Annotated in this window: 13 protein-coding genes; 1 reads left to right on the forward strand and 12 read right to left on the reverse strand. The window is 45.4% G+C overall.

Features of this window, described 5'->3' with window-relative positions:
* Positions 1 to 450: 450 nt before the first annotated feature.
* Positions 451 to 1,524: a 3-isopropylmalate dehydrogenase gene (gene leuB / locus Pan241w_RS14520; protein WP_145217012.1), complete on the forward strand. Its 1,074-nt coding sequence runs from the start codon at positions 451 to 453 to the stop codon at positions 1,522 to 1,524.
* Between the two features lie 84 nt (positions 1,525 to 1,608).
* Here leuB and Pan241w_RS14525 read toward each other — a convergent pair whose 3' ends face one another.
* The 12 genes from Pan241w_RS14525 to Pan241w_RS14580 form a co-directional block, all read right to left on the reverse strand.
* Complete coding sequence (locus Pan241w_RS14525; protein WP_145217015.1) at positions 1,609 to 2,508, reverse strand: hydroxypyruvate isomerase family protein; 900 nt, start codon at positions 2,506 to 2,508, stop codon at positions 1,609 to 1,611.
* A gap of 276 nt (positions 2,509 to 2,784) precedes the next feature.
* The gene (locus Pan241w_RS14530; RefSeq protein ID WP_145217017.1) at positions 2,785 to 4,353 is read right to left on the reverse strand and encodes an ABC transporter permease; all 1,569 of its coding nucleotides are present in this window, start codon (positions 4,351 to 4,353) and stop codon (positions 2,785 to 2,787) included.
* Positions 4,353 to 5,315 (reverse strand): ABC transporter ATP-binding protein, encoded by a 963-nt coding sequence (locus Pan241w_RS14535; protein ID WP_145217020.1) that lies wholly within the window; start codon positions 5,313 to 5,315, stop codon positions 4,353 to 4,355. The genes Pan241w_RS14530 and Pan241w_RS14535 overlap by 1 nt, the downstream gene beginning before the upstream one ends.
* The gene (locus Pan241w_RS14540) at positions 5,308 to 7,221 is read right to left on the reverse strand and encodes a hypothetical protein (RefSeq protein ID WP_145217023.1); all 1,914 of its coding nucleotides are present in this window, start codon (positions 7,219 to 7,221) and stop codon (positions 5,308 to 5,310) included. Before Pan241w_RS14540 ends, Pan241w_RS14535 begins: the two co-directional genes overlap by 8 nt.
* Positions 7,218 to 9,095, reverse strand: a complete 1,878-nt coding sequence (locus Pan241w_RS14545; protein WP_145217026.1) for an ABC transporter permease — start codon at positions 9,093 to 9,095, stop codon at positions 7,218 to 7,220. The genes Pan241w_RS14540 and Pan241w_RS14545 overlap by 4 nt, the downstream gene beginning before the upstream one ends.
* Positions 9,092 to 10,039: an ABC transporter ATP-binding protein gene (locus Pan241w_RS14550; RefSeq protein ID WP_145217029.1), complete on the reverse strand. Its 948-nt coding sequence runs from the start codon at positions 10,037 to 10,039 to the stop codon at positions 9,092 to 9,094. Before Pan241w_RS14550 ends, Pan241w_RS14545 begins: the two co-directional genes overlap by 4 nt.
* A 44-nt stretch (positions 10,040 to 10,083) precedes the next feature.
* Positions 10,084 to 12,255 (reverse strand): hypothetical protein, encoded by a 2,172-nt coding sequence (locus tag Pan241w_RS14555; protein ID WP_145217031.1) that lies wholly within the window; start codon positions 12,253 to 12,255, stop codon positions 10,084 to 10,086.
* A 29-nt stretch (positions 12,256 to 12,284) separates the two neighbouring features.
* On the reverse strand, positions 12,285 to 14,168 hold the full coding sequence (locus Pan241w_RS14560; RefSeq protein ID WP_145217034.1) for a vWA domain-containing protein: 1,884 nt from the start codon (positions 14,166 to 14,168) through the stop codon (positions 12,285 to 12,287).
* Complete coding sequence (locus Pan241w_RS14565) at positions 14,165 to 15,070, reverse strand: DUF58 domain-containing protein (RefSeq protein WP_145217037.1); 906 nt, start codon at positions 15,068 to 15,070, stop codon at positions 14,165 to 14,167. The genes Pan241w_RS14560 and Pan241w_RS14565 overlap by 4 nt, the downstream gene beginning before the upstream one ends.
* A gap of 6 nt (positions 15,071 to 15,076) precedes the next feature.
* Complete coding sequence (locus Pan241w_RS14570) at positions 15,077 to 16,093, reverse strand: AAA family ATPase (RefSeq protein ID WP_145217042.1); 1,017 nt, start codon at positions 16,091 to 16,093, stop codon at positions 15,077 to 15,079.
* Between the two features lie 26 nt (positions 16,094 to 16,119).
* The gene (locus Pan241w_RS14575; RefSeq protein WP_145217045.1) at positions 16,120 to 19,167 is read right to left on the reverse strand and encodes a VWA domain-containing protein; all 3,048 of its coding nucleotides are present in this window, start codon (positions 19,165 to 19,167) and stop codon (positions 16,120 to 16,122) included.
* Positions 19,164 to 21,026, reverse strand: a complete 1,863-nt coding sequence (locus tag Pan241w_RS14580; protein WP_145217049.1) for an ATP-binding cassette domain-containing protein — start codon at positions 21,024 to 21,026, stop codon at positions 19,164 to 19,166. The genes Pan241w_RS14575 and Pan241w_RS14580 overlap by 4 nt, the downstream gene beginning before the upstream one ends.
* Between the last annotated feature and the right edge of the window lie 6 nt (positions 21,027 to 21,032).

Below are 21,032 nucleotides of genomic sequence, written 5' to 3' on the forward strand. Positions count from 1 at the left end.
TCCTGTAGCATACATCGATTTCTATTTCGCTTGCTCCTCCTGAGCACAGCCCTTTTTCCAAAGTACCTTCCTGATCTTCAGGGCTTTTATATGCGAATCGACGACGAATTTAAATAATTAGCCCACTACTGCAATACAATCCGAGGAGAGCGGGATCTAATCTTTTTATCGGAATCTGAACCAAATCTCTTGATTTTGCACCGCTAAGAATAATCTTCCCCCCTTTCTTACTGGCCGGTTGTAACGATAATGCGGCTCTCACTTCTGGTACTGAACATATAATGAAATGCTGCTCTAGCGGGTTTCGGCTCCTATGTAGTTTGGCTCCATTTAAAAAAGTGACCTGATGCCGACTGGAGTTTTGGCTATACAGACGCTAAATTGGCCATTTCGTAGTTTAAAAATACCTGATTGTCTCTGACATCGAGAAACCAAGCGAGGAAATGACAAGTGGAAGCTCGGATTACATTATTACCCGGCGATGGGATCGGTCCTGAAATCGTAGCAGAAGCAAAACGGGTACTGGATACAATTGCTGACAAATTCGGTCACCAGTTTGAAACACCATCCTGTCCAATGGGAGGAAATGCCATTGATGAATTTGGCGACCCTCTTCCACCTCAAACATTAGAAACCTGTAAAGATTCGCAGGCGATCTTGCTGGGAGCTGTAGGCGGGCCTAAATGGGATGATCCCTCAGCCAAGACGCGCCCCGAGGCAGGTTTACTTAAAATTCGAAAAGAATTGGGCCTGTTTGCGAACTTAAGACCGATCAAGCCTTACTCCGAGTTATTGGATGCATCACCTTTAAAACGTGAAATTATTGAAGGTACCGACATCCTCTTTTTCCGGGAATTAACAGGCGGGATCTATTTTGGTGACTCGGGAAGAATGGAGCATCCGGATGGAGAAAAAGCGTTTAGTGTCATGACTTATACGACATCGGAAATTGCCCGCATTGTGCGTCTGGCAGCAGAATCGGCTCGCAACCGGGGGGGGAAATTAACATCTGTCGATAAGGCAAATGTCCTGGAAGTCTCAAGGCTCTGGAGACAAGTGGCCGAAGATGTTGTGAAAAACGAATTCCCCGATATCGAATACGAAGTCGTGTTGGTCGATGCAATGGCGATGCACTTGATCTCCCGCCCTTCCGATTTTGATGTTGTTGTCACTGGAAATATGTTTGGCGACATTCTGACTGATGAAGGATCAATGCTGCCCGGATCTTTGGGATTGCTTCCCTCTGCTTCATTAGGTGAATCGGGACCGGGCCTTTACGAACCCATTCACGGATCGGCTCCCGATATTGCCGGAAAAGGTATCGCGAACCCATTGGCCACAATTCTAGCAACAGCCATGTTGCTGCGACATTCGCTGTCGCTGGAAACTGAAGCCGCTGCTGTTGAAGCTGCTGTCGCAAGTGTGCTGGCTGCCGGTCACCGAACTGCGGATATTGCCGCTGGTGGTACCAGTATTTCAACAACAGAAATGGGTAATCATGTGATTGAGGCACTTTTAGCCTGAGTATCAACATTCGGAATCGTTGAAAAAAGCGGGGACGAATTAAATCGTCCCCGCTTTCGTATTTATAAAATACTGTGACCGGAATTAGACGTCACAGAGCTCTACGGCTTGCTTCAGCCCCTGAATAGGATCGCGTGTTGGTATAAACTCCTGACCAACATAACCCTGGTAACCAATTTCCTGTAAAGCCAGCATGATGGCGGGATAATTGATTTCCTGTTTCTCGTCCAGTTCACCTCGTCCGGGATTACCGGCTGTGTGAACGTGGCCAATGTAATCTTTGTGCTGTCTGATACGCCGAATCACATCGCCATCCATAATCTGGACATGATAGATATCAAACAGCAGTTTCATCCGGTCGGAGCCAATCTGTTTGATGATATCGATGCAATATTCAGTGTGATCTCCCTGATAGCCGGGATGTCCTTTCATGGGATGGCTGTCATCACGCGAGTTCAGCATTTCCAGACAGAGATTTACTTTATTCTTCTCTGCATAGCCAATGATTTTTTTGAGGCCGGCAACACAGTTTTTGGCCCCTTCTTCATCACTGATGCCGTCACGCATTCCAGTGAAAGTGATTACATTCTTGACTCCTCCAGCCGCACATTCATCAATTCGCTTGCGTAGAATTTCAGTGCAGTGATCCCAGTTATCAGGATTGTTGAAGCCCACCTTAAAACCGTGGCTGGAAGCAATTGCGCAGGTTAAACCATGTTTCTTGAGTGTCTTCCAGTTTTCGGCAGGAGTCAATTCAACGCTCTTGATTCCCAACTGGCTGGCAACTTGTGCTGTTTTTTCAATATCCCAATACTTCTTAAAGCACCAGTGAACTACTGACTGGTTGATATTACCTTTCAGAGGTTGTGAGGAACCCACTTTACTCTCGCCCGCTAGAGAGGGTTTCATTCCCAGTCCCAATGCCGTGGCAGCGGCCACTCCCGAGTTTTGCAGGAGTTTTCTTCGGCTGATTTCTGATTTCATGGTAACCTCTGTTTGGTTTTGGTGCTATTTCTAGTGGAATACTCTGGAGCAGTACAATATTACCAGCGCGTCGCACTTTATGATACCCGATCCCAATCTGGCCTTGGAGACGTTATCATAAACTTGGGCACGGGCTAGGTAGTGTTTATTTAATAGTATTGAGTGTGATATTGCCTTTGTTTCTTGGGCTATGACCGCAAAAAAAGCCACTAGCCGCAGGGCGTTAGCCCCGGTTGGACGTCTTGGATAGCCACCGTTCGAATTAATAAACGCTACCTAGCGTGATGCGAGATAGACTAAACGTTCCCTGATCAGGAAGTGTGAAATAATAATACCGACTGACATAGCCAGAGTAAATATGATATTGAGTGCTTCCAGGAATCCAGCCCCACCGCCGCGGAAACCGAAGCCAAGCGAAAGCAGCGCGATACAAAAATAAAAGAACATATTCCCGACCCACATTAATACAAATGCCAGCGGCAAAGCCCCCCACTTAATATAGGTCGAGAGCAAAGCGGTTAAATGCCAGAAAAAAAGCACTTCAACACAGATTGTCCAGAAGCTTGGTTCTGATAGAATCAGACCGATGTCGTAGGCCATTTCGTTAAGGCTAAGCAGAGTTCCAATAAACAGATATAGAGCAGCCGGAACCAGGCCAAGCAGGCATCCGGATACTTTTGAATAGGCAATGCTTGACATCGACTGCGGCAGCATCGCAGTCGAAACCAACGTTTTCCACTGAACTTCAACATGAAAAACGCGTGCAGAAATCAGACTGATTTCAATCAGAAGTACAATCAGCATGGTCCAGAATATTGTGAGACCAATTTCCTGATAGGAATAGCTGCGAGATGTATATTGAATAAAAGAGCATAATCCCAATAAGGCAGCCCCATAACAGATGAATTTAATCACCGACATCCCATAGCCACCATTGACGAAAAAGAAATCCTTCCACATCAGTGCATTGACCCAGGCGCGACCCGGTGAAAAAAGCCAGCTTTTCTTTTTAGAAATCATTCCCCGCGCCGGGCTGGTAGACACTTCAGTCAATGCAAAACGGTTGAAAAGCAGGCATGCCAACAGAAACAGGAGTATGCCCACAATCAAATTACTCCAAAACTGAATTCCCCAAGGGGACTCACTGAAACCTGACGTGAGAATGGTGTGGACCTGTCTCAGAACAGACGATTGACTCAGCCAGTCCAGAACTTGATTTGTTGAGGTGACAAAGAAAGTCCCATCTGCCACCCATCTGTCTTGAACCATGATATCGAAGGCCCATTTACTGAGAGGCACACCCCAGAAAAATGCTGCCAGAGAAATCACAACAAGCGTTGAGGCAGCGCGGGATCGTGCACAAACAACGGAACAGAGCAGTCCCAGGTTGGAGAGACAAAATAAAAAGACTGCCAGGGAAGCGTATGCGGCAATCACTTGTGAGAATGTGACGCCGCCCAGAGTGATGGCGAGTAACGTAAATGGGAATTGAACTGATAATAGCAGTAACGCAGTGACTAGTCGCGGCAATGATTTCCCCAAGAGCAGGGAAATCGGATTGACGCCTGCCATTAACAGTAAGCCGATCGTTTGTTCTTCTTTTTCTTCCGTGATCGCTGTGGCAAAAAAACTGACTCCTGCCATTAAAATAAAGACAAAATTGAGATAAATGATTTGTGTAAACAGGATCAACCCGGCTGCGCCGATCACTCGGCTGGACAGGTTTGCAGAAACTAAGCAAAACAAAATCAGGAGGGCGAATAGAAAGCGAAACAAATGCGAACGCGTCAACCGAAAGTCGACACTCAAAGCGCGATTAAAAAGTGCAAACGTGCCTTGAAACATTAACGAACTCCCTGCTCTGTTAAATCTAAAAATGCCTGGTTTAAGTGCTTTTTATCTCGTTGGAAGGCTTCAATCGAGCCATGCAGCTCAATGATCTTTGACAGCAGGTTTCCAGTGGAAGTGACTGTTGCATCGAAGGAAACACGGAACTCCCGAGACTTTTCAGTTTTACTAACAGACAGAATTCCGGTCTCATTTTCCAGCGATTGTAGAAGCCCCGCATCCACTTCTGATTCCAGTGTCACTTTATAGCTGGGGTGTTCCTCTTCGTGAGTTAAGAGCCCATCCATTGAGCCGCTATACTTGATCAACCCCCGGTCAATAATTGTGACGCTATCACATAGCTCTGCCAATTCGCTGAGAATATGGGAACTGATAAAGATTGTTTTCCCCATACGTTTCAGTTCTTGAAGAATTTCCATCAGTTCGATTCGCGCGCGAGGATCGAGCCCTGAAGCTGGTTCATCCAGCAGTAATAAATCAGGATCGTTCACTAAGACACGAGCTAAACTAACTCGCTGCTGCATTCCTCTGGAGAGACCACTGATCAGAGTATCTTTACGACCATCCATATCAGTCAGCGTGAGTACATCGTTGATCACCTGATCTCGCTGTTCGACCCCCAGACCATACGCGGCTCCAAAAAAGTCCAGATATTCAAACACCGTCATTTGCCTGTAGGTACTAAAGTGATCTGGCATAAAGCCAATTCGTTTGCGAATATTCTTGACGGCTGACCGTACGTCATTTCCAAATACTTCGACTTTGCCACCCTGAGGATGCAGAAGCGTGCAAATGATTTTTAACGTTGTCGTTTTACCCGCGCCATTCGGCCCCACAAACCCATGCAAGGATTGAGGCTGGACCTGAAAACTGATCCCTTGCAGCGCCCGATGTCCTTTAAAGGAATGGGAAACATTTTGAATATCAATGACAGGTTGATCAAAAATTGGCTCAGTCATTTTTATCGTTCTTTTTTTCAGGGAGAGGTAAATCATAGGCAAAGAGTACGCGCCCTTGTTGAACGCCTTGCACGTTTGTCTTCAACTTGAATTCTTCTGGTATATCAGAATAAAGAAACAGCTTAATACGCGACTTCTCACCCTGATACTGGTTAAGTTGACTGGGACGCGCCAGATTCAGGTATTTCATGACCATTCTTTCATACAGGGCGTCATAAATTTGGGATGTGTCTTTTTTTTCTGTGAGATATTCATAGCTTCGCCTGAATCTTGACTCAACTTCCAACCTTGTGTTCCACGCAGAAAGAGGCTTGCGACCATTTCCCAGTACCCAGTATGTACGCCCGTCTTCTTCAGATTGTTTCAGATCATAGATCTTGCGATCATAAATCAAATGAACTTGAGAGATGTGATCAGGCAGTGTGGCGCGGGACTCAATCAATAATGATTCCAGTTGTGAATTGGCGTCGATCTTACAATTGATCACTTTAAGATTGTGCTCTTTATAAGGGGCTTTGATACGATACATGAAACGTCGTGAAGAAAAGGGCGGAATGTCCGAGTAAAATATCCCATCGAGTCCGTTAAAAATCGCCCCACGGACTTTTTCCGCTTCTTGAGCAGTTGTGAAAATAACTCCATTACCTGTTGATGAAAATTGATATTCAGCCCCACTTGTAACAAAGGAATTAACCCAGCATGTTAAGTCGTATTGATCTCCCTTGAGAGGGCTTGCGATAACCAAACTGTTGATGGTTGTGGTCTCTCCATACCCGCGTTTACCCACACTCCAGAATATTGTGCTGAAGATCATTACTGTGAGTAGGAGAAACAATAATGAATTGCGATAGTGATAGTGCTTCTGCTTCTTATTGAATAAATAGCATCCTGGAAATATCAAGAATATATAGAGCACGGTCAGGATATAGATGATGGTCCAGTTATGATCGGGACGCGTCATTTCTGAAATGGCACTCAGAATATTTGCATTCGCATCTCCATAATAATACGAATCATCATGTTGTTGCGTTACTGACTGTTTTTTCTCACTCTCAGATGGTTTGGGGGCTGCTACCATTGCCAGCTCTTCTGCGAGGGCCTCTTGCAGACTTGAAACAACGAGACTTTCAGTCAATTGGTTCAGTTTCCCCTGGTGACGAATCACAAGACCTGTCCCCACACGAAAATGATCTTGCGGTGTGTTAAGCTCAATCATGCTTGTTGTGAAATTCAAGTTTGCTCCGGATGAATCAGAAAGTAAATGGAGCGTGCCTCCCTGGTACAGCCAGTCCATAAAAGACTCTTTACGAGCAGCATCCCAGCGAGGGACGTGATCTAAAATGACTTCGTCAAGGGAATCCGTTGCCGTTACTGAAGGTGGAAAAAGCTCTTCTGGATAGCTTTTGAATTGACTCCCACTTTGAGATAGCGCGGTTGAACTGGTAAGAATAATTCGTGAGAGTTGCGCTCCCGATTCCTGTTTTTTCGCGTAATTCCCTGCATTTCGGGAAATTTTACGACTGTAAATAAAACGGGGCCCCCAGTTGAGAGACCAGTCACCTTGTCTTTCGTCAATGACATAAGGATAAAACTGTACCCATTGAGAACTGTAGGGAGCAAGGAATATTTTTCGGCAAAGTGGCGCACCGACTTTGTTACCACTATATTGAATACGACTTAACTGCACCAATTCATCAAAAACCTCCGGCGTGTTATTGCTCAACTTGAGAGAAAGCGGGATACACTTTCCCGTCGAATTCTGGTTATTAAAACCCCAGATGGCTTCTTCAATATCAATGGCAAAAACAGATCCGGGAAGCACCATCATCATTCCGATCCAGAAGACCAGACTTAAATAATGCTTTCGGTTTGCTGTCGATATGATTTTCACAAGTTGACCAGTCATGATTCTGAACTCAATAGAGATTGATTAATCGATGAGATGCTTGGTGAACGAGAAATGTCTGCATCATCACCACCCAGTCTACCAAGTTTTTCATCAATATGGTTGCGGCATTGAGAACGAAACAAAAGATAGCAACCACCATAGATAAACGTATTGACAATGAGCGGCCCCCATGCCGAACCGAACTCGTGAAATTCCGCAATTTCATTGATGACAATATAGGACGCTGGGCTTAGAAATAAACCATATATGATTGAGTCTTCATCAAATGAGGGACTCAAAATAAAAATCGGAAACGCTAAGATAAAAGGCAGGATACACCAGACGATGATCGCTCCTAATGCAGTCAGAATAGCCTTGGTTTGCGATTTGATTTTCATCCCGATCCAGCAGAACATATAGACTAACATCGGCAGATATATGCTGATCGTCAGTAGTGATCCGATAAGATAAGGCAACCATTGTAACGCATAGCGATTCCTGTTTGTTGGATTGATCTGTGCATATTCCCATTTCCACCAGGTTTCAAACAACACAATTGTTAACAGTGGAATCAGTAGCACCAGGCACAAACGTTTCACGCCAGCAAGTTTTTGCTCCAGCAATCTATTTCCGGAAATGGGAGTCGTTAACAATACGTCCAGGGTTTCATGAGAACGCTCACCAGAGATCAGGCTGGTTGCAGAAACAGCAATCAACAGAACAGCCAGCCCCCAGATCAGCCAGTACAGCATGACGGCACCAGGTACAACGGCATCGGGTTCAATAGTTGCAATAAATACGCATAACAGCAAAACCGGAACTTCCAAGGACACAAGAATACGAAACAGATAACGGAACGTTCCCAATGATTTTTTCGATGTTTCACGCCATGCAATTGGATCATTGTCAGGAAGGCGAATCTGATCTTTTACGAGGACAACTCCTCTTGTAATCCGGTTGTTATTAATTTTTGAAAATAATCGATCGAGATTTTTGAAAACGTTTAATAGAAAATTTCGAGCAGGGAGAAATGCGCGTCGGACTAAAAAGAAATGTGCGAAAATCAAAAACAGAAATGTAATGAGGAGTATGGGTACACTGAAAACAATCGTCCCGATTATTGCTGCTGGCCCGGTTCCAGCAGTCCATGTAAATCGGTCAAACCAGTATGGACCAAACAACATGAAATTGAGTTCAAAGCCACCTCGGGTAAAATAGCTACTCCAAAAAGGAGAGTCTCTAAAAGTGTGAGAAATCATCCGAATGAAGTCGCCATAATAAAACAGATTCAACTCGTATGCGATAGGAAGTCCAAATATCATCAAAAAACCGAAAATATAGGTTGCGATAAAGGAACCCACAGTCGTACGAAAGAAACTGGAACAGAGTACACCCAGTGCCGCAACCTGGAACATGGTGATGGTCAGTAACCAAAGCCCATTGATGAACATCGCGGGCGAAACACCACCCAGTGAATAGGCAAACGCCAGAATGGGGAGCCCCAGCATCAGGAACGTGATCATTGTGATTAAACGTCCCAGATATTTTTCCAGTATGATCGTAGAAGGACTTAAACGTGTAATGAGCAATAAGCCCAGACTGTTTCGTTCTTTTTCTTGAGTAATCACACCACAGGTAATCGCGGGCAGGAACAAGTAGATGGCAGTAAATTGCAGATACACCATCGATTCAAATAATTGTCGGCCTCGTCCTAGAATCGCCATCGGATTATTGCGAAGACCTGACATCAGATCAATGTATATGAAGCCGACACACCCTAAAAAAAGCAGTGCATAAATTGTTCTGATGATATAAGTTCGTTTACGGTTGGCCAGCTCAGTCAGTTCTTTGGACAGCAATGGGAGACTGAAATGAAATTTGCGCAGTTTCATGCCGTCTTCCCTTCCGTTAACTTCATAAACACGGTTTCCATATCCATCGCTTCAGCCTGAAACATGCGAATTTTTGCACCGCTGGCTGCAATTTGTGCGTGCAATTCTTCCACTGCCAGTTGGTCTTCCTGTAATTGGATTGCCAGGCGATCTGCCTGCACGGTGACCGATTTCACTCCATTGATATTCTCAATTGTCTGACAGATACCATTCATTTCACCTACGATTTGGACATGAATGATTCGACTCAATTCCAAACGTTTGTAAATATGATCTAAGGAACCCTGTGTGACAAATTGTCCGGCCTCGATGATACCGATACTCGTACAGAGCTGTGACAGTTCATGCAGAATATGACTTGAGATGATAATCGTTTTTCCCATTTCCTTGAGAGCGACTAATAGTTCACGAACTTCAATCCGAGCACGGGGGTCCAGGCCACTCGCCGGCTCGTCAAGTAACAATAAATCCGGGTCGTGTAATAAAACACGCGCCAATGCCAGACGCTGCTTCATGCCGCGTGATAATGAATCTACCGGTGAATCAATTTTTTCGGTTAAATCTGTCAATTGCAGTACATCGTCAACGATGACTTTACGACGACTTTTATTGATTCGATACGCGGCTGCAAAAAAATGTAAATATTCTCTGGCGGTCAGGTCTTCATAAACCCCAAAGAAATCGGGCATATAGCCGATCATTTCTCTGATCAGATGAGGAGCTTTATTAACAGAAATACCATTTATTTTAACAGCGTCACACTCATACTCACGCTGTAACGTCGCCAGAACTTTGATCGTGGAAGATTTTCCCGCACCATTCGGACCGATAAAGCCGAACACTTCACCTTTAGGAATCGAAAAGGAAATCCCCTTTACGGCTTCATATTTTCCGTAACGGACCCACAAATTATTCACTTCCACCATTGGGGGTTGTATGCTCATAGGAATCGGTATTCTTCTCGTAAATTAGCGAAGTAAAACAGGGATCATGTTTTTGAAATAATAAGTTGTCTGTATATTGTATCTTGCTCATCCCCGGGGACATAAATCACAACGAGCCATTGTCTAGGATCAGAAGGATCCAGAATACTCAGGTCTTCATAGTTTCTTCCACCCGATGGTGACGTTTGCGAAATGATCTGAAATAGCCCGCCCTGATTTCTGACACAGAGATCATCCATAAAACTCCGCTGGCGCTCTTGATTCACAGAACGTCCCTGGTAGGGAGGCGCGATCGGATTGACTAAAGCATATGCCTTCGAATAACGAGTCTGGGTATGTGGGACAGAGCTAAGGTATCGATAATTTTTGACTTTTCCATTGCGGACGCCTTGGTAAATTAATAATTGAGCCTGGTTACCAAATGCCTGATAAACTTGTTTTTGGATTTTTTGTCGTCCTGGCTCAGATTTCAATTCTGCAACCTGAATTGAAGACCAGTTAAATTCTGTCTGTAACTCAGCTGGATAATTAGAAATAATTCGATTGAGCTGAGGTGTCCACTGAGGCATCCGTAGATAAACGGAATATTGAGTAGGAATTGATCCTGAATAAAATGGGGGCTCCACCAGTGCCGGGGTTGTATTTCGATTATAGACGTTGTAGTTCTGAATCATTCCTAATTCAGAATGATTCAAGGTAGCAAATAACCCCGATTTCACATTGGTTTCAATTGTCTGGTAGGAACCAGTAAATAACAACTCGATCTGATTTTCCTTTACTGGTTTTCCCTGTGCATCAAGATCAATGATTGCCAGGTTCTTTCGTTCATGTGATGTCTGCATGAAATAATCAGAAATCATAAAAACGAGAAATGCAAAGCAGATCGAGATTGCAGGAAACGTAATCCAGGTAAAGCGTCTTAGCTTGAATTTCCCCAGAATAAAGTACTCACCGGGTCCAACCAGGAGCACATATCCAAATAAAATCGATGCAATAAGCCAGGAAGGAACAATCCGCATTTCTGACGGCATTAAGTCAGTTACGACGGCCCCTCCAGTAAAGATAGGCCGATAATTTAAATTGAAAATTTCACTGGCTATATAGGGATTTCTATATCGGTGGTTCACAGTTTCCTGACTTTTGACAAACACCTTGACCATTTCCTGATAATCCCACGTTTTTTCTTTCTCATAGTAGTTTCGTTGTGATTCTCTTAATTTCCAGAGAAAAAAGGGAATCTGAATTAATTCCTGTTCAGAGAGAAGCTCCTTTTCAAGCGTTTCAGACTGGACGATCACACTTCTTCCCCAGCCTGTTCTCTGGAACCAGATTTGATTGGCTGGATCGACGTCGAGCTTGCCTTCCGGACTAAGCAGAAAAGGGGATCTCGTATCGTCTCCTGCAAGTTGATTTAGAAACTGCAGTTGTGTTGTTCCAGGAGTTGCCCCCGTGATCAGGCATAAGCTTCCACCTGATCTGACCCACTGATAAATTGCCTTGAAGTGACGTGATTCCAATAGTTCAAACCCACGTGGCGTGATCAACATGAGATCGTATTGATGGCATTCAATCGGTAGCTGCGGGAATTCATCCGGAGTGATCTGAATGGAAACCGTTTTGCAATTCAGTGACATCGGTCGATTATTAATTATATTGAGTAACTGTGAATTTGCCTGAATGACAGTTGGATCAAGTTTGACCGTAATTGGGCTTTCTGGACTAATTGATTCGAACTTTAATTTCTCCAGGAAATCTTTTGTTTTGGGTAATAAATTACTATCAAACGGATCACAGATTCCCAAGGCAAAAGTTCGCAGAAACGTTCGTCCAACTCGTAACGTAAATTCATCTTTGAAGTCGTGTCGTTGCTCAGATGTTACAAAACTCAGCTTTAGTTTGACTTCGGAAAAAGGATTATCAACCTTGATGGGAGGTAACATCATGGGAACTTCGTGGAATCCCGAGTGAAGCGCAACCTCATGCGATTTATATTGTCCAAACTGTTCTGAACCATCATGAACAGTGACGAGAAAGTAGCCTTCCAGTAATCCCGTTGCTGAAACCGAACACTGCCAGACAAAATCAATCGGGCCGTCCCCTTTGGGAAATTGAGTCGGCTGGTAAATATCAACGGTCATTGGGAGTTTTTGTGCGGAGACCACTCCTGGAATCAACATCAAGCACAGCCAGGCTAAATAGAAAATGTTCCGGAACATCTTAAATAATTCCAGTCTATATTTGTGACTCAGGAAGGGATACCGGCAGGTCGGCGTTGAAAATACCACCACTCTGCCAGCAGTAATACAAAAGCAATGAGCGCGAACTCGCTCCATAAAGGCTTGTCGCTATCTATTTGTGTTTGGGCCGCTGTAACGGGCACTTCACTAAATTGGATCTCTTCAACTGAAACGAGAGACGTTTCTAAAGGGTTCAATAAACTGACACTTATCTCGTCTGAATCTGCTCCCTCGCCACTGATAACATATTTGCCAATGTGCAAAGCGGCGATCCCCGAAACAAGGCCATATTTATTACTTTCGGTACTCAACTCTTTGCCAGTCGGCGTTTTGATTTGGTACTTCTTTTCCGGGAGATATTCGACAGCCGGTAAAACAGGAGTCGCCGCTGCTTGAACTTCAGCAATCCCTGCTTCCTGCATCGTCAGTTGGATCAGATTTGAGACCATAATCGGAAATCCGACTCGATACGGCATCGTCGAGCGGTCTGTGTTGAACAGAAAATAAAATTCCAGATCGCCGGCATTCCGTTTTTGCAATAATAATGGGCCCAGACGGCCATGGACTACGACTTCGTAACCTAATTCTTCCAGATTCTCAACGCTGGCGTTCTCGGCCCAGACTGGTTGTTCTGTGATCTGCACGTCGTTCAATTCAACGTGTCTTAAGAATGAAGAACTACGATTCCAGTCAACAACATCAGTTAACTTAGTTTCGATGTTAATATATTTCTTTAAATCCTCTGGAACAAAACCGACTCCCAGTTTTACAAGAGCCTGTTTCTCAAAATTCTTTTCTGATGCTGAAATAATTAAATCATATTCCGGGGGGCCAACTGTTTCTCCCGCTTCCGGGTACAACTCCAGTTCTTTATTGTCGGCGAGCGCGTATCGATAACTCGAAAGATCAGGATCGATGAACACAAGCAAGGAACGTGCCCGAGGGATTTTAAGAAAAGCGCGATTATCAGAAGACAAACTGTCAAAAGCGCTTGGCGTTAAGACAGCTTCCAGCGAAGAAGCATTGTCGGAATTAATTGAGAATTCCAGTCGTTGCGAATCCCCAGTACCTAAGACCACCTCTTCTTTAGCAACACTCTGACCATCCTGAAGTAATTCGACAGTCGCCGGAGTGTCAGAGTTACCAGAGTTCTCAATCCGAATAAAAATATCCCAGTTTCCAGTCTGATTTTTCCGTGCGTTAAAAGAAGTAATTCCAAGATTTGATCCTGCGGGGGGAAGCCGCTGATAATTCAGTTCAAATGGCAGCTCAAAATTCACTTCTTTCGGGAAATTGCCATCCGAATAAAAAAGAACTGTTTTAATCGGTGCGGTTCGAGAAAGCGCCTGTGTCATCCGTAATGCATCTTCCAGTTGACTTGGCACATCATCTACGGTTAAGCCAGCCAAAGCCTGTTTTAAGACCCGCTGGTTGTCGGTAAAGTCGGTTAATCTACGGGCTGTTGAGCTGACAGCGACTAAGGAAACTCGTTGATCTGGAAGCAGGTTTTCAATGAGTTCGGTCACACGTTCTTTTGCCAGATCAAGGCGTGTTTGTTTTGTTGCTGGATCTTTGGCTCCCATGCTGGCAGAACAGTCAATCAGAATCGGTAAATACTCCGCACGCTCTGCCCCACTTTGGATATATGGCTGCATCAGAGATAACACTAAAAAAAGCAGTAATAAAATTTGCAGTAATAGCAAGATGCTGCGTTTAAATTTCTGGAAGGGAGAATTCACGCGGCGGTCGTTAATGACCTGGCTCCACAGCGCCAGCGAAGGAACACGCTTATGCGGCCGTTTCAACTTCAGAAAATAGAAGATAATCAAAGGCAGCAACAGCAATAGATACCATGCTCCCTGAAGCGAATAAAAGCCAGGCCAAAAATTCATAAGACCCACCCCTTTCGCCTTAGCTGATCAAATAAGACATGCTCCAGGGAATCGCCACTATTGATGGTCAAAAAACGGCCGGAACGCTGGCGACAAAGCATTGCCAGATGCTCTTCCAGTAACACCCGATGCTCATGATACAAACCGAGTAAGTCACCAGCAGATGAGATATCCAGAGTCTGACCGCTTTCGCTGTCAACCAGACGTAAATCACCATTGATTTCCGGGTTAATTTCCGAAGGACCTAATATCTGAACACCAAACAGCTCCAGGCCTGCGCTATACAGCATGTTAAAAGGGCGTTGTAAGTCGCCAAAAGACTCATAATCGGAAAGCACGACGGCAATCCCTCTTCCTCGATGTGTGCGTAAGACATCTTCCACTGCCTGTTCAATTGGAGAATCGCCACCTGCTTCAATTTGAGTCAGAAAATCAAACAGGCGCTTCATACTGATGCGACCAGTCGCAGGTGAAAATTTATCCGGCCGTCTCCCTTTTTGATTACATACGTAAGCACTGACTTTTTCAAAGTTTAACAGCCCCATTACGCCAAACGCAGCAGCCAACTGTTTGCAGCGTAAAATTTTGTCTTCGTATTCCATTGAGGATGAGGCGTCCAAAATCAGGACGACATGCATTTCTTCTTCATGCTGGTATTGTTTCATGAAAGGACGGTTTAACCGCGAGAAAATATTCCAGTCAATATAACGCACATCATCGCCGGGAACGTAGTTTCGATAATCGGAAAACTCGGTACTGGTGCCGCCTTTACCAGAAAGATGCTCGCCGCGACTTCGATTTGTCAGTCGGCGCGTGGGGTTTAAGCGCATTCTCTCCAGCATCGATAACGTCTTGTTATCAAAGAGCGATGTAAATTGATTGAATTGAGTTCCCTCTGACACTGACGCTTAGTCCTTCTCTGGTAGTTCTTTGCAAATCTGGGTAATCAAGTCTTCTACAATAATGTTTTCTGCCTGACCATCGTAATTGAGCAAGACACGATGCTGAAGCACTTCGTTTGCAAAATAGCGAATGTCTTCGAAGGCGACATGCGCACGTCCCTCACTGAGGGCACGGACGCGCGCGGCTTTTACCAGTGATTGAGCAGCGCGCGGACTGGCTCCCCAATGCACAAAACGACGAATTTCTTCTGTTGCAAAATCGGTCCCGGGATGAGTCGAAAGCACCAGGCGAATGGCGTAGTCCCTGATCGGTTCCACCACAACGACCTTTTCCAGCACACTCCGCAATTCGAGGATTTGCTCGCTGTTTAATAACTTTTTCAATTCAACGGGTTGCTTCAAAATCGTTTGCTGCACAATCGTGTTGAGTTCATCACGGTTGGGAAAAGGAACATTCACTTTAAACATAAAGCGGTCTAACTGAGCCTCAGGTAAAGGATAGGTCCCTTCCTGCTCGATCGGGTTCTGTGTAGCCATTACAAAGAAGGGTTGATCCAGTCGATATTGGGTCCCTCCCGCTGTAACCGTTCCTTCCTGCATTGTCTCCAGTAGTGCCGATTGAGTTTTGGGAGAAGCCCGATTGATTTCATCGGCTAGCAGTAATTGCGTAAAAATGGGCCCCTTCCGGAATTCAAATCGATAAGTACCCGTTTCATCAGTACTCATGATGTTGGTTCCAATGATATCAGCCGGCATTAAGTCAGGCGTAAACTGAATTCGCTGAAAATGCAGGTCCAGCACTTTTGAGAGCGCTTTGACGAGTTCGGTTTTTCCCAATCCGGGTACGCCTTCCAGCAAGACATTACCGCCACAAAACAGTGCGTAGAGTGTTGATTCAACGACCCTTTCCTGGCCAATGATCATCCGTGCGACTTCAGACCGCACTTCATTAAAGATCTTTTTGAAGTGGTCTGCTTCAGCCTGCAATACAGTCGGTTCTTCAGTCGTTTCTGGCTGGTTCATATTTGTTGTCTCCGCGGTATAAAAGTCTATTGTTTTTCGTCGTCTGATTGTCGTTTACGTTTGAGATCCAGTAAGCGCCCCGTAGTCGATTGGTTCTCAGTAGAATCGGTCGGTGGTGCATTTGAAGACGTATTACCTGATTGTGTCGGTGTTTTTTTTCCGGTTTTGTCTGGTTGACTCTGTCGAGATGAATGCTGTTTCTGTTCTTGCAGTTTGGAAATTCTTGATTGTGTGTTTTGTTGAGCGGCTGTGGTGGAAGCCGTTCCTTTTCTCTGGTCCATTTCCTCGGCAACCCCCTGTTTTCGCTGCAAGAGGGCTCCCATCGTGGCTGTGCTGGTTTGTTTATCGGAACCAAAGCCGAACCAGCTTCGAATGACATACCAGTCCAATTGAACGCGCCGGATTCCCACATCCAGTGGTACTAAAATTGCCAGCACAATCAGTAACCAGTCAAATACCGGATTGGAACTCTGTTTGGGATCTCGGCGACCATAGATGACTTTGGCTGCGTTCTCTGGATCAAGCCTTTGCCCCCCGGTCCGTTCAGCGATTTCTTCCAGAACAATCGGATTCGAACGGAAACGGAGGAATTCTGGTGAATAAGGCACGATAAATCCACCGTTTGTATGATCTTCACGGTCCCCGGCTTTTCCAACAGCCATCACCTGATAGCGCCCTTTTCCCCAAAGTGGGATCGAAGCCTGGTACCGTCGGGGGCTGACCTGCTTGAGTACGACTGTTTCTTCCCGATCATGTGGACCGGAGATTTTAGCGGCGACATTCAGGAACGATTCTTCAGGATGAAAATCTTCCACCATAATTGTGGCATTATTACCAGAGGTATGGCTCCACATTTTCAGATGTTCCTGTTTTTGCACGCGAGAGATCTTGATCATTAACTGCTTGATGAATGCACGATAATGCTCCCAATTCACCCAATCTGCTCCCCAGTTGGGTGATAAATCAGACGTAAAGGCAGCCGTTGTTCCCAGACCATAACGCCAGAAAGAGAGTACCGGATCAATTTCACCTTCTGCTTCTTTCTTTTCAGGAGCGTTTAAAATCCCCTCTGCCCTTGGCTTGATCGTGGTTAATACATACCCATGCAAGGGGGGGATTTCCTGGATCCCTTTCAGTACCGGAGAAATCATGCCGACTTCAGGAGTGATGGTTTCGTTTTGAATCATACTCCGTTTCAGAGTTTTCGATTCTTTAATAAAGATCGAAGGTAACTGGTTGGGGTCAGAAGGAAAATAATAGCGTCCCCCGGTTGCGCCGGCGATCCCTCGCATCGTCGAGATATCACGCCCTCCGTGAGGATAGATCGCGACCATCGATACACTGACTTTGTTGTCCTGAAACTTTTTGATTAAAGCGGGAGACGGTGGTTGGGGATCGCCGTCCGAAATGATAATCATATGCTTTGTGGATGCATCACTTTTGATCAGCCCTGTTAGACCTAATTCCATGGTGTTCGCAAAGCTAGGCATATCTCCAATTTGGGCGCCATTGATCTTGGGGACCATTTTTTCATACTCATCGGCGGGAGTCAGTTCAAATAGCCATTTTTCCCCTCCCATGAAATCATAAATCAGGACGCCTACTTCGTCCTGGGCTCCTAAAACCTTAATCGCCTGTTTTGTGATCCGTTTTCCCCAGGTATTGCCTTCCGGAAATTCACACGTATGCAGAATGATCGCCAGAGCGCCCTTGGGAAGTATTTTCTTCTTGGTGATGTCCATGGTCACGGGGAGCGCGTCTTCGATTACAGTACGATGGTAACCTCCGGGACCATAACTGTTCTCCCCCCCCACCATCATGAAACCGATTCCCTGATTAAAAATCGAATCATGGACGGCTTTCAGTTGAACCACATTGAACGCATCGGCGGGAACATTGACGAATACGATCGCGTCATAGGGCATCAGCGATAAAGAATCACTGGGAAACTCATATGCTGAAATCGTATCGACGTTTCGCTCTCCTTCACGAATTGCTTTCACCAGAGACTGCCAATCACGATCATCTCCCACGGGATCGGTTACCACCAGGACCTTGCCTTCACCGGCGACATAGATGTAGTTCAGTACGGTATTATTTTCGCGAATCTGGTCATCGTCCCGCTTTGTTTCAATTGTTGCTGAATATTCATAATAGCCAGCATCTCTCAAGTAAATCGGCACCACGAACCGATTCTTTCCTGCTTTGAAGGAAACCTCTTCTTCATAGATTGGCTCACCATTCTCTCGCAGCACCAGTTTGCCGGAGCCATCCTGTAACGAAGAGAGTACAACAGCCGCTTCGTAGTTTTCTCCCAATTTAACGAAACGGGGAAGTTCCAGATTTTCCAGCCAGACCTCTTTGTCGTATTCGTACTGAATGGGTAAAACATCAACGGCAATATCCCGCGACTTTAACTCTTCCAGAATTTGTGAAATCGAGCCTTCGGTTTCTGTGCCATCACTGATCAATACGATCCGGCCACGATTCTCCTCAGGCAGCATGGCAGCCGCCAGGGACAGAGTCTGTTGCAGATTGGTGGCATCACGATCGATTCGCGAGTTCAGAGCCTCAAATGGAAACGAAACTCGTGGCGGAAGTTCGACAGCGGAGTTCCTGCCGAATACCACCAGCCCCGCTTCGTCAGTTTGTGGTTTTTCAGTGACCGTCTTTGTGACAAATTCCAGAGCAGAATCAACAGAAGATTCACCAATCGAATCAGAAAGATCGACCGCGTACACAACTGAGATGACATCACGAACCCGAACGGAGCGTGGTTCTGCAATCAACATCACAAACAGTCCGAGCATCAATAAGCGTGAGATCAATGCAGCCAGGGCGCGGCCTCTACTCAGACCACCATATCCGGCAACAGAAAGCCACCAGACCCAGATTGAAAAAAGGATCAGACCAAAAGCCCAGGGACGGGCAAATAGCAGGACGTTTGACAATTCAAGACTGATACAGACGATCGCATAAAGAACCAGAAAGACGATCAATGGCATCGTTCGTCGCCAGGTCACAGCGATGCGCGGTCGTGGAACGAATTGATGATAGAGTTCTTTGATCTTCATGGTATCAATTTTACGATTAAACGATTGCCAGTGTCAGCGACGATCACTTGATCTTTTGAATTTACAGTAAGTCCCCAGGGAGTTAAAAACTCCCCTTGTCGCATTCCTGTTTTTCCAAATCTGCCTAATATTTTACCGGTTAAATCTGTTTTAGTGACCCGACCTGCTCCATATTCCACGATATAGAGCACTTCATTCGTCCGGTCGATGGCAATGTCATAAGGGTAATAGAGTGGAATTCCCCCCGTTTTTGTGCCCAAAATTTCTAAAAATGTGCCCTCATCCGAAAATACCTGAATTCGATTATTGTCCGCATCAGCGACATAGATTTTCCCATTATGCCAAACCATTCCGGCAGGTCGCTGAAATTCCCCAGGGTTGGTGCCGACTTTTCCAAATTCCAGCAGAAATTCTCCCTGCTCGGAAAATTTTTGAATCCGATTATTCTTACCAAATTCACAGACAAAAATGTTTCCCTCTGGATCCTGGACTACGGAGACCGGGTAAATAAATTGTCCCGGTTCAACACCATATTCGCCAAGGATTTTTTGAACATTTCCTTGTTCGTCAAAAAATATCACCCGGTGGTAATGTGTGTCAGCAACTGCAATTTGACCATTTTTTAAAAAGCAGACCCCCTCAGGCTTTCCTACATCAGATTCGGGCATCTTCCACTGTCTGATTAATTCATTATTCGAATCATAAATCAGAACGCGACCAGCATTGTCAAGTACATAGAGTTCGTCATAGGGCCCGACATTGACGCTGCGCGGCGCGGGAATCATGATCCCTTCCGATGGCACCGGCCACTGCGTAATCTTGGAGAAGACGAGTTCCGGTGCTGAATCAGAAGAGCACCCTGAATTGAATAACAGGCACAAGAACAACATTAATAAGCGAATCGAAATTCGATCCCCTTTTTGCAGTTCTGGCCTGACTGGACGATGGTACAAGGTCTGGGTGGCCTGGGACTCTCTGTGAGTCACAATGACTTCTTCGACCGAACCACTGAATAGAGTTGATTTGACTTCCCACAAACTCAGTTCATCTTTGTCTAACGTGATCTGCTCAGCGCGAACCAGATTGGATTCATGGTTGTCTTGTTGACGTTTCGACGGAATATTCATCGAGACAAGATCGTTGACTGGACCCAAATAAGTAGCCGCTTGATACGAGTGAGGAGTATCATACAATACGCTTACTTCGCCAGAATAAATAACCTTACCTTGGTCGAGACAAATCACGTATTCCGCTTCTCTCAACACAAGCTCTGGCTGATGCGTTGAAAAGACAAGCGATGTATTATTTTCCTGACAATGTTCCCGGATTGTATTCCAGTATAAAGGCCAATGGGTCTGATCGACATGGATCAATGGCTCATCCATCACTAAGACTTTTGCTTTACTGGCCAGTGCCCGGGCGACTGCTAAACGTGAAGCCTCTCCCTGTGAAATTTGTCCGGGGTATTGATTGCGAACCTCTGTCAAACCCAATGTGGTGAGTAGTTCGTCCACAGTTTCCTGTCGAGAATCAGGGTTGGGGTGAACCAGCATTAAGTGGTCCTGAACTGTATATTGCGGCCACAAACCGAGATTATGGGGGACCCAAAACAGATCGAGATCAGCGTTAGCCTGAAACCCATCATTCGTGCGAGTAATGTTTCCCCGATCGGGAACTTCATAAGCGATCAGTAAATTCAGTAAAGAGGTTTTTCCCGCGCCAGAATATCCCATGATTGCAGTCACGCCTCGTGGGATCTCAAGATCAACCCCATCTAAACGGACGCCGGACGCAGACATCAGGCTGACATGATTCAGTGACCACAACAAGGTATCTGATTGTAAGGTGTCAATAGTCATCGTTTT

The organism is Gimesia alba (genome assembly GCF_007744675.1).
GTDB lineage: Bacteria > Planctomycetota > Planctomycetia > Planctomycetales > Planctomycetaceae > Gimesia > Gimesia alba.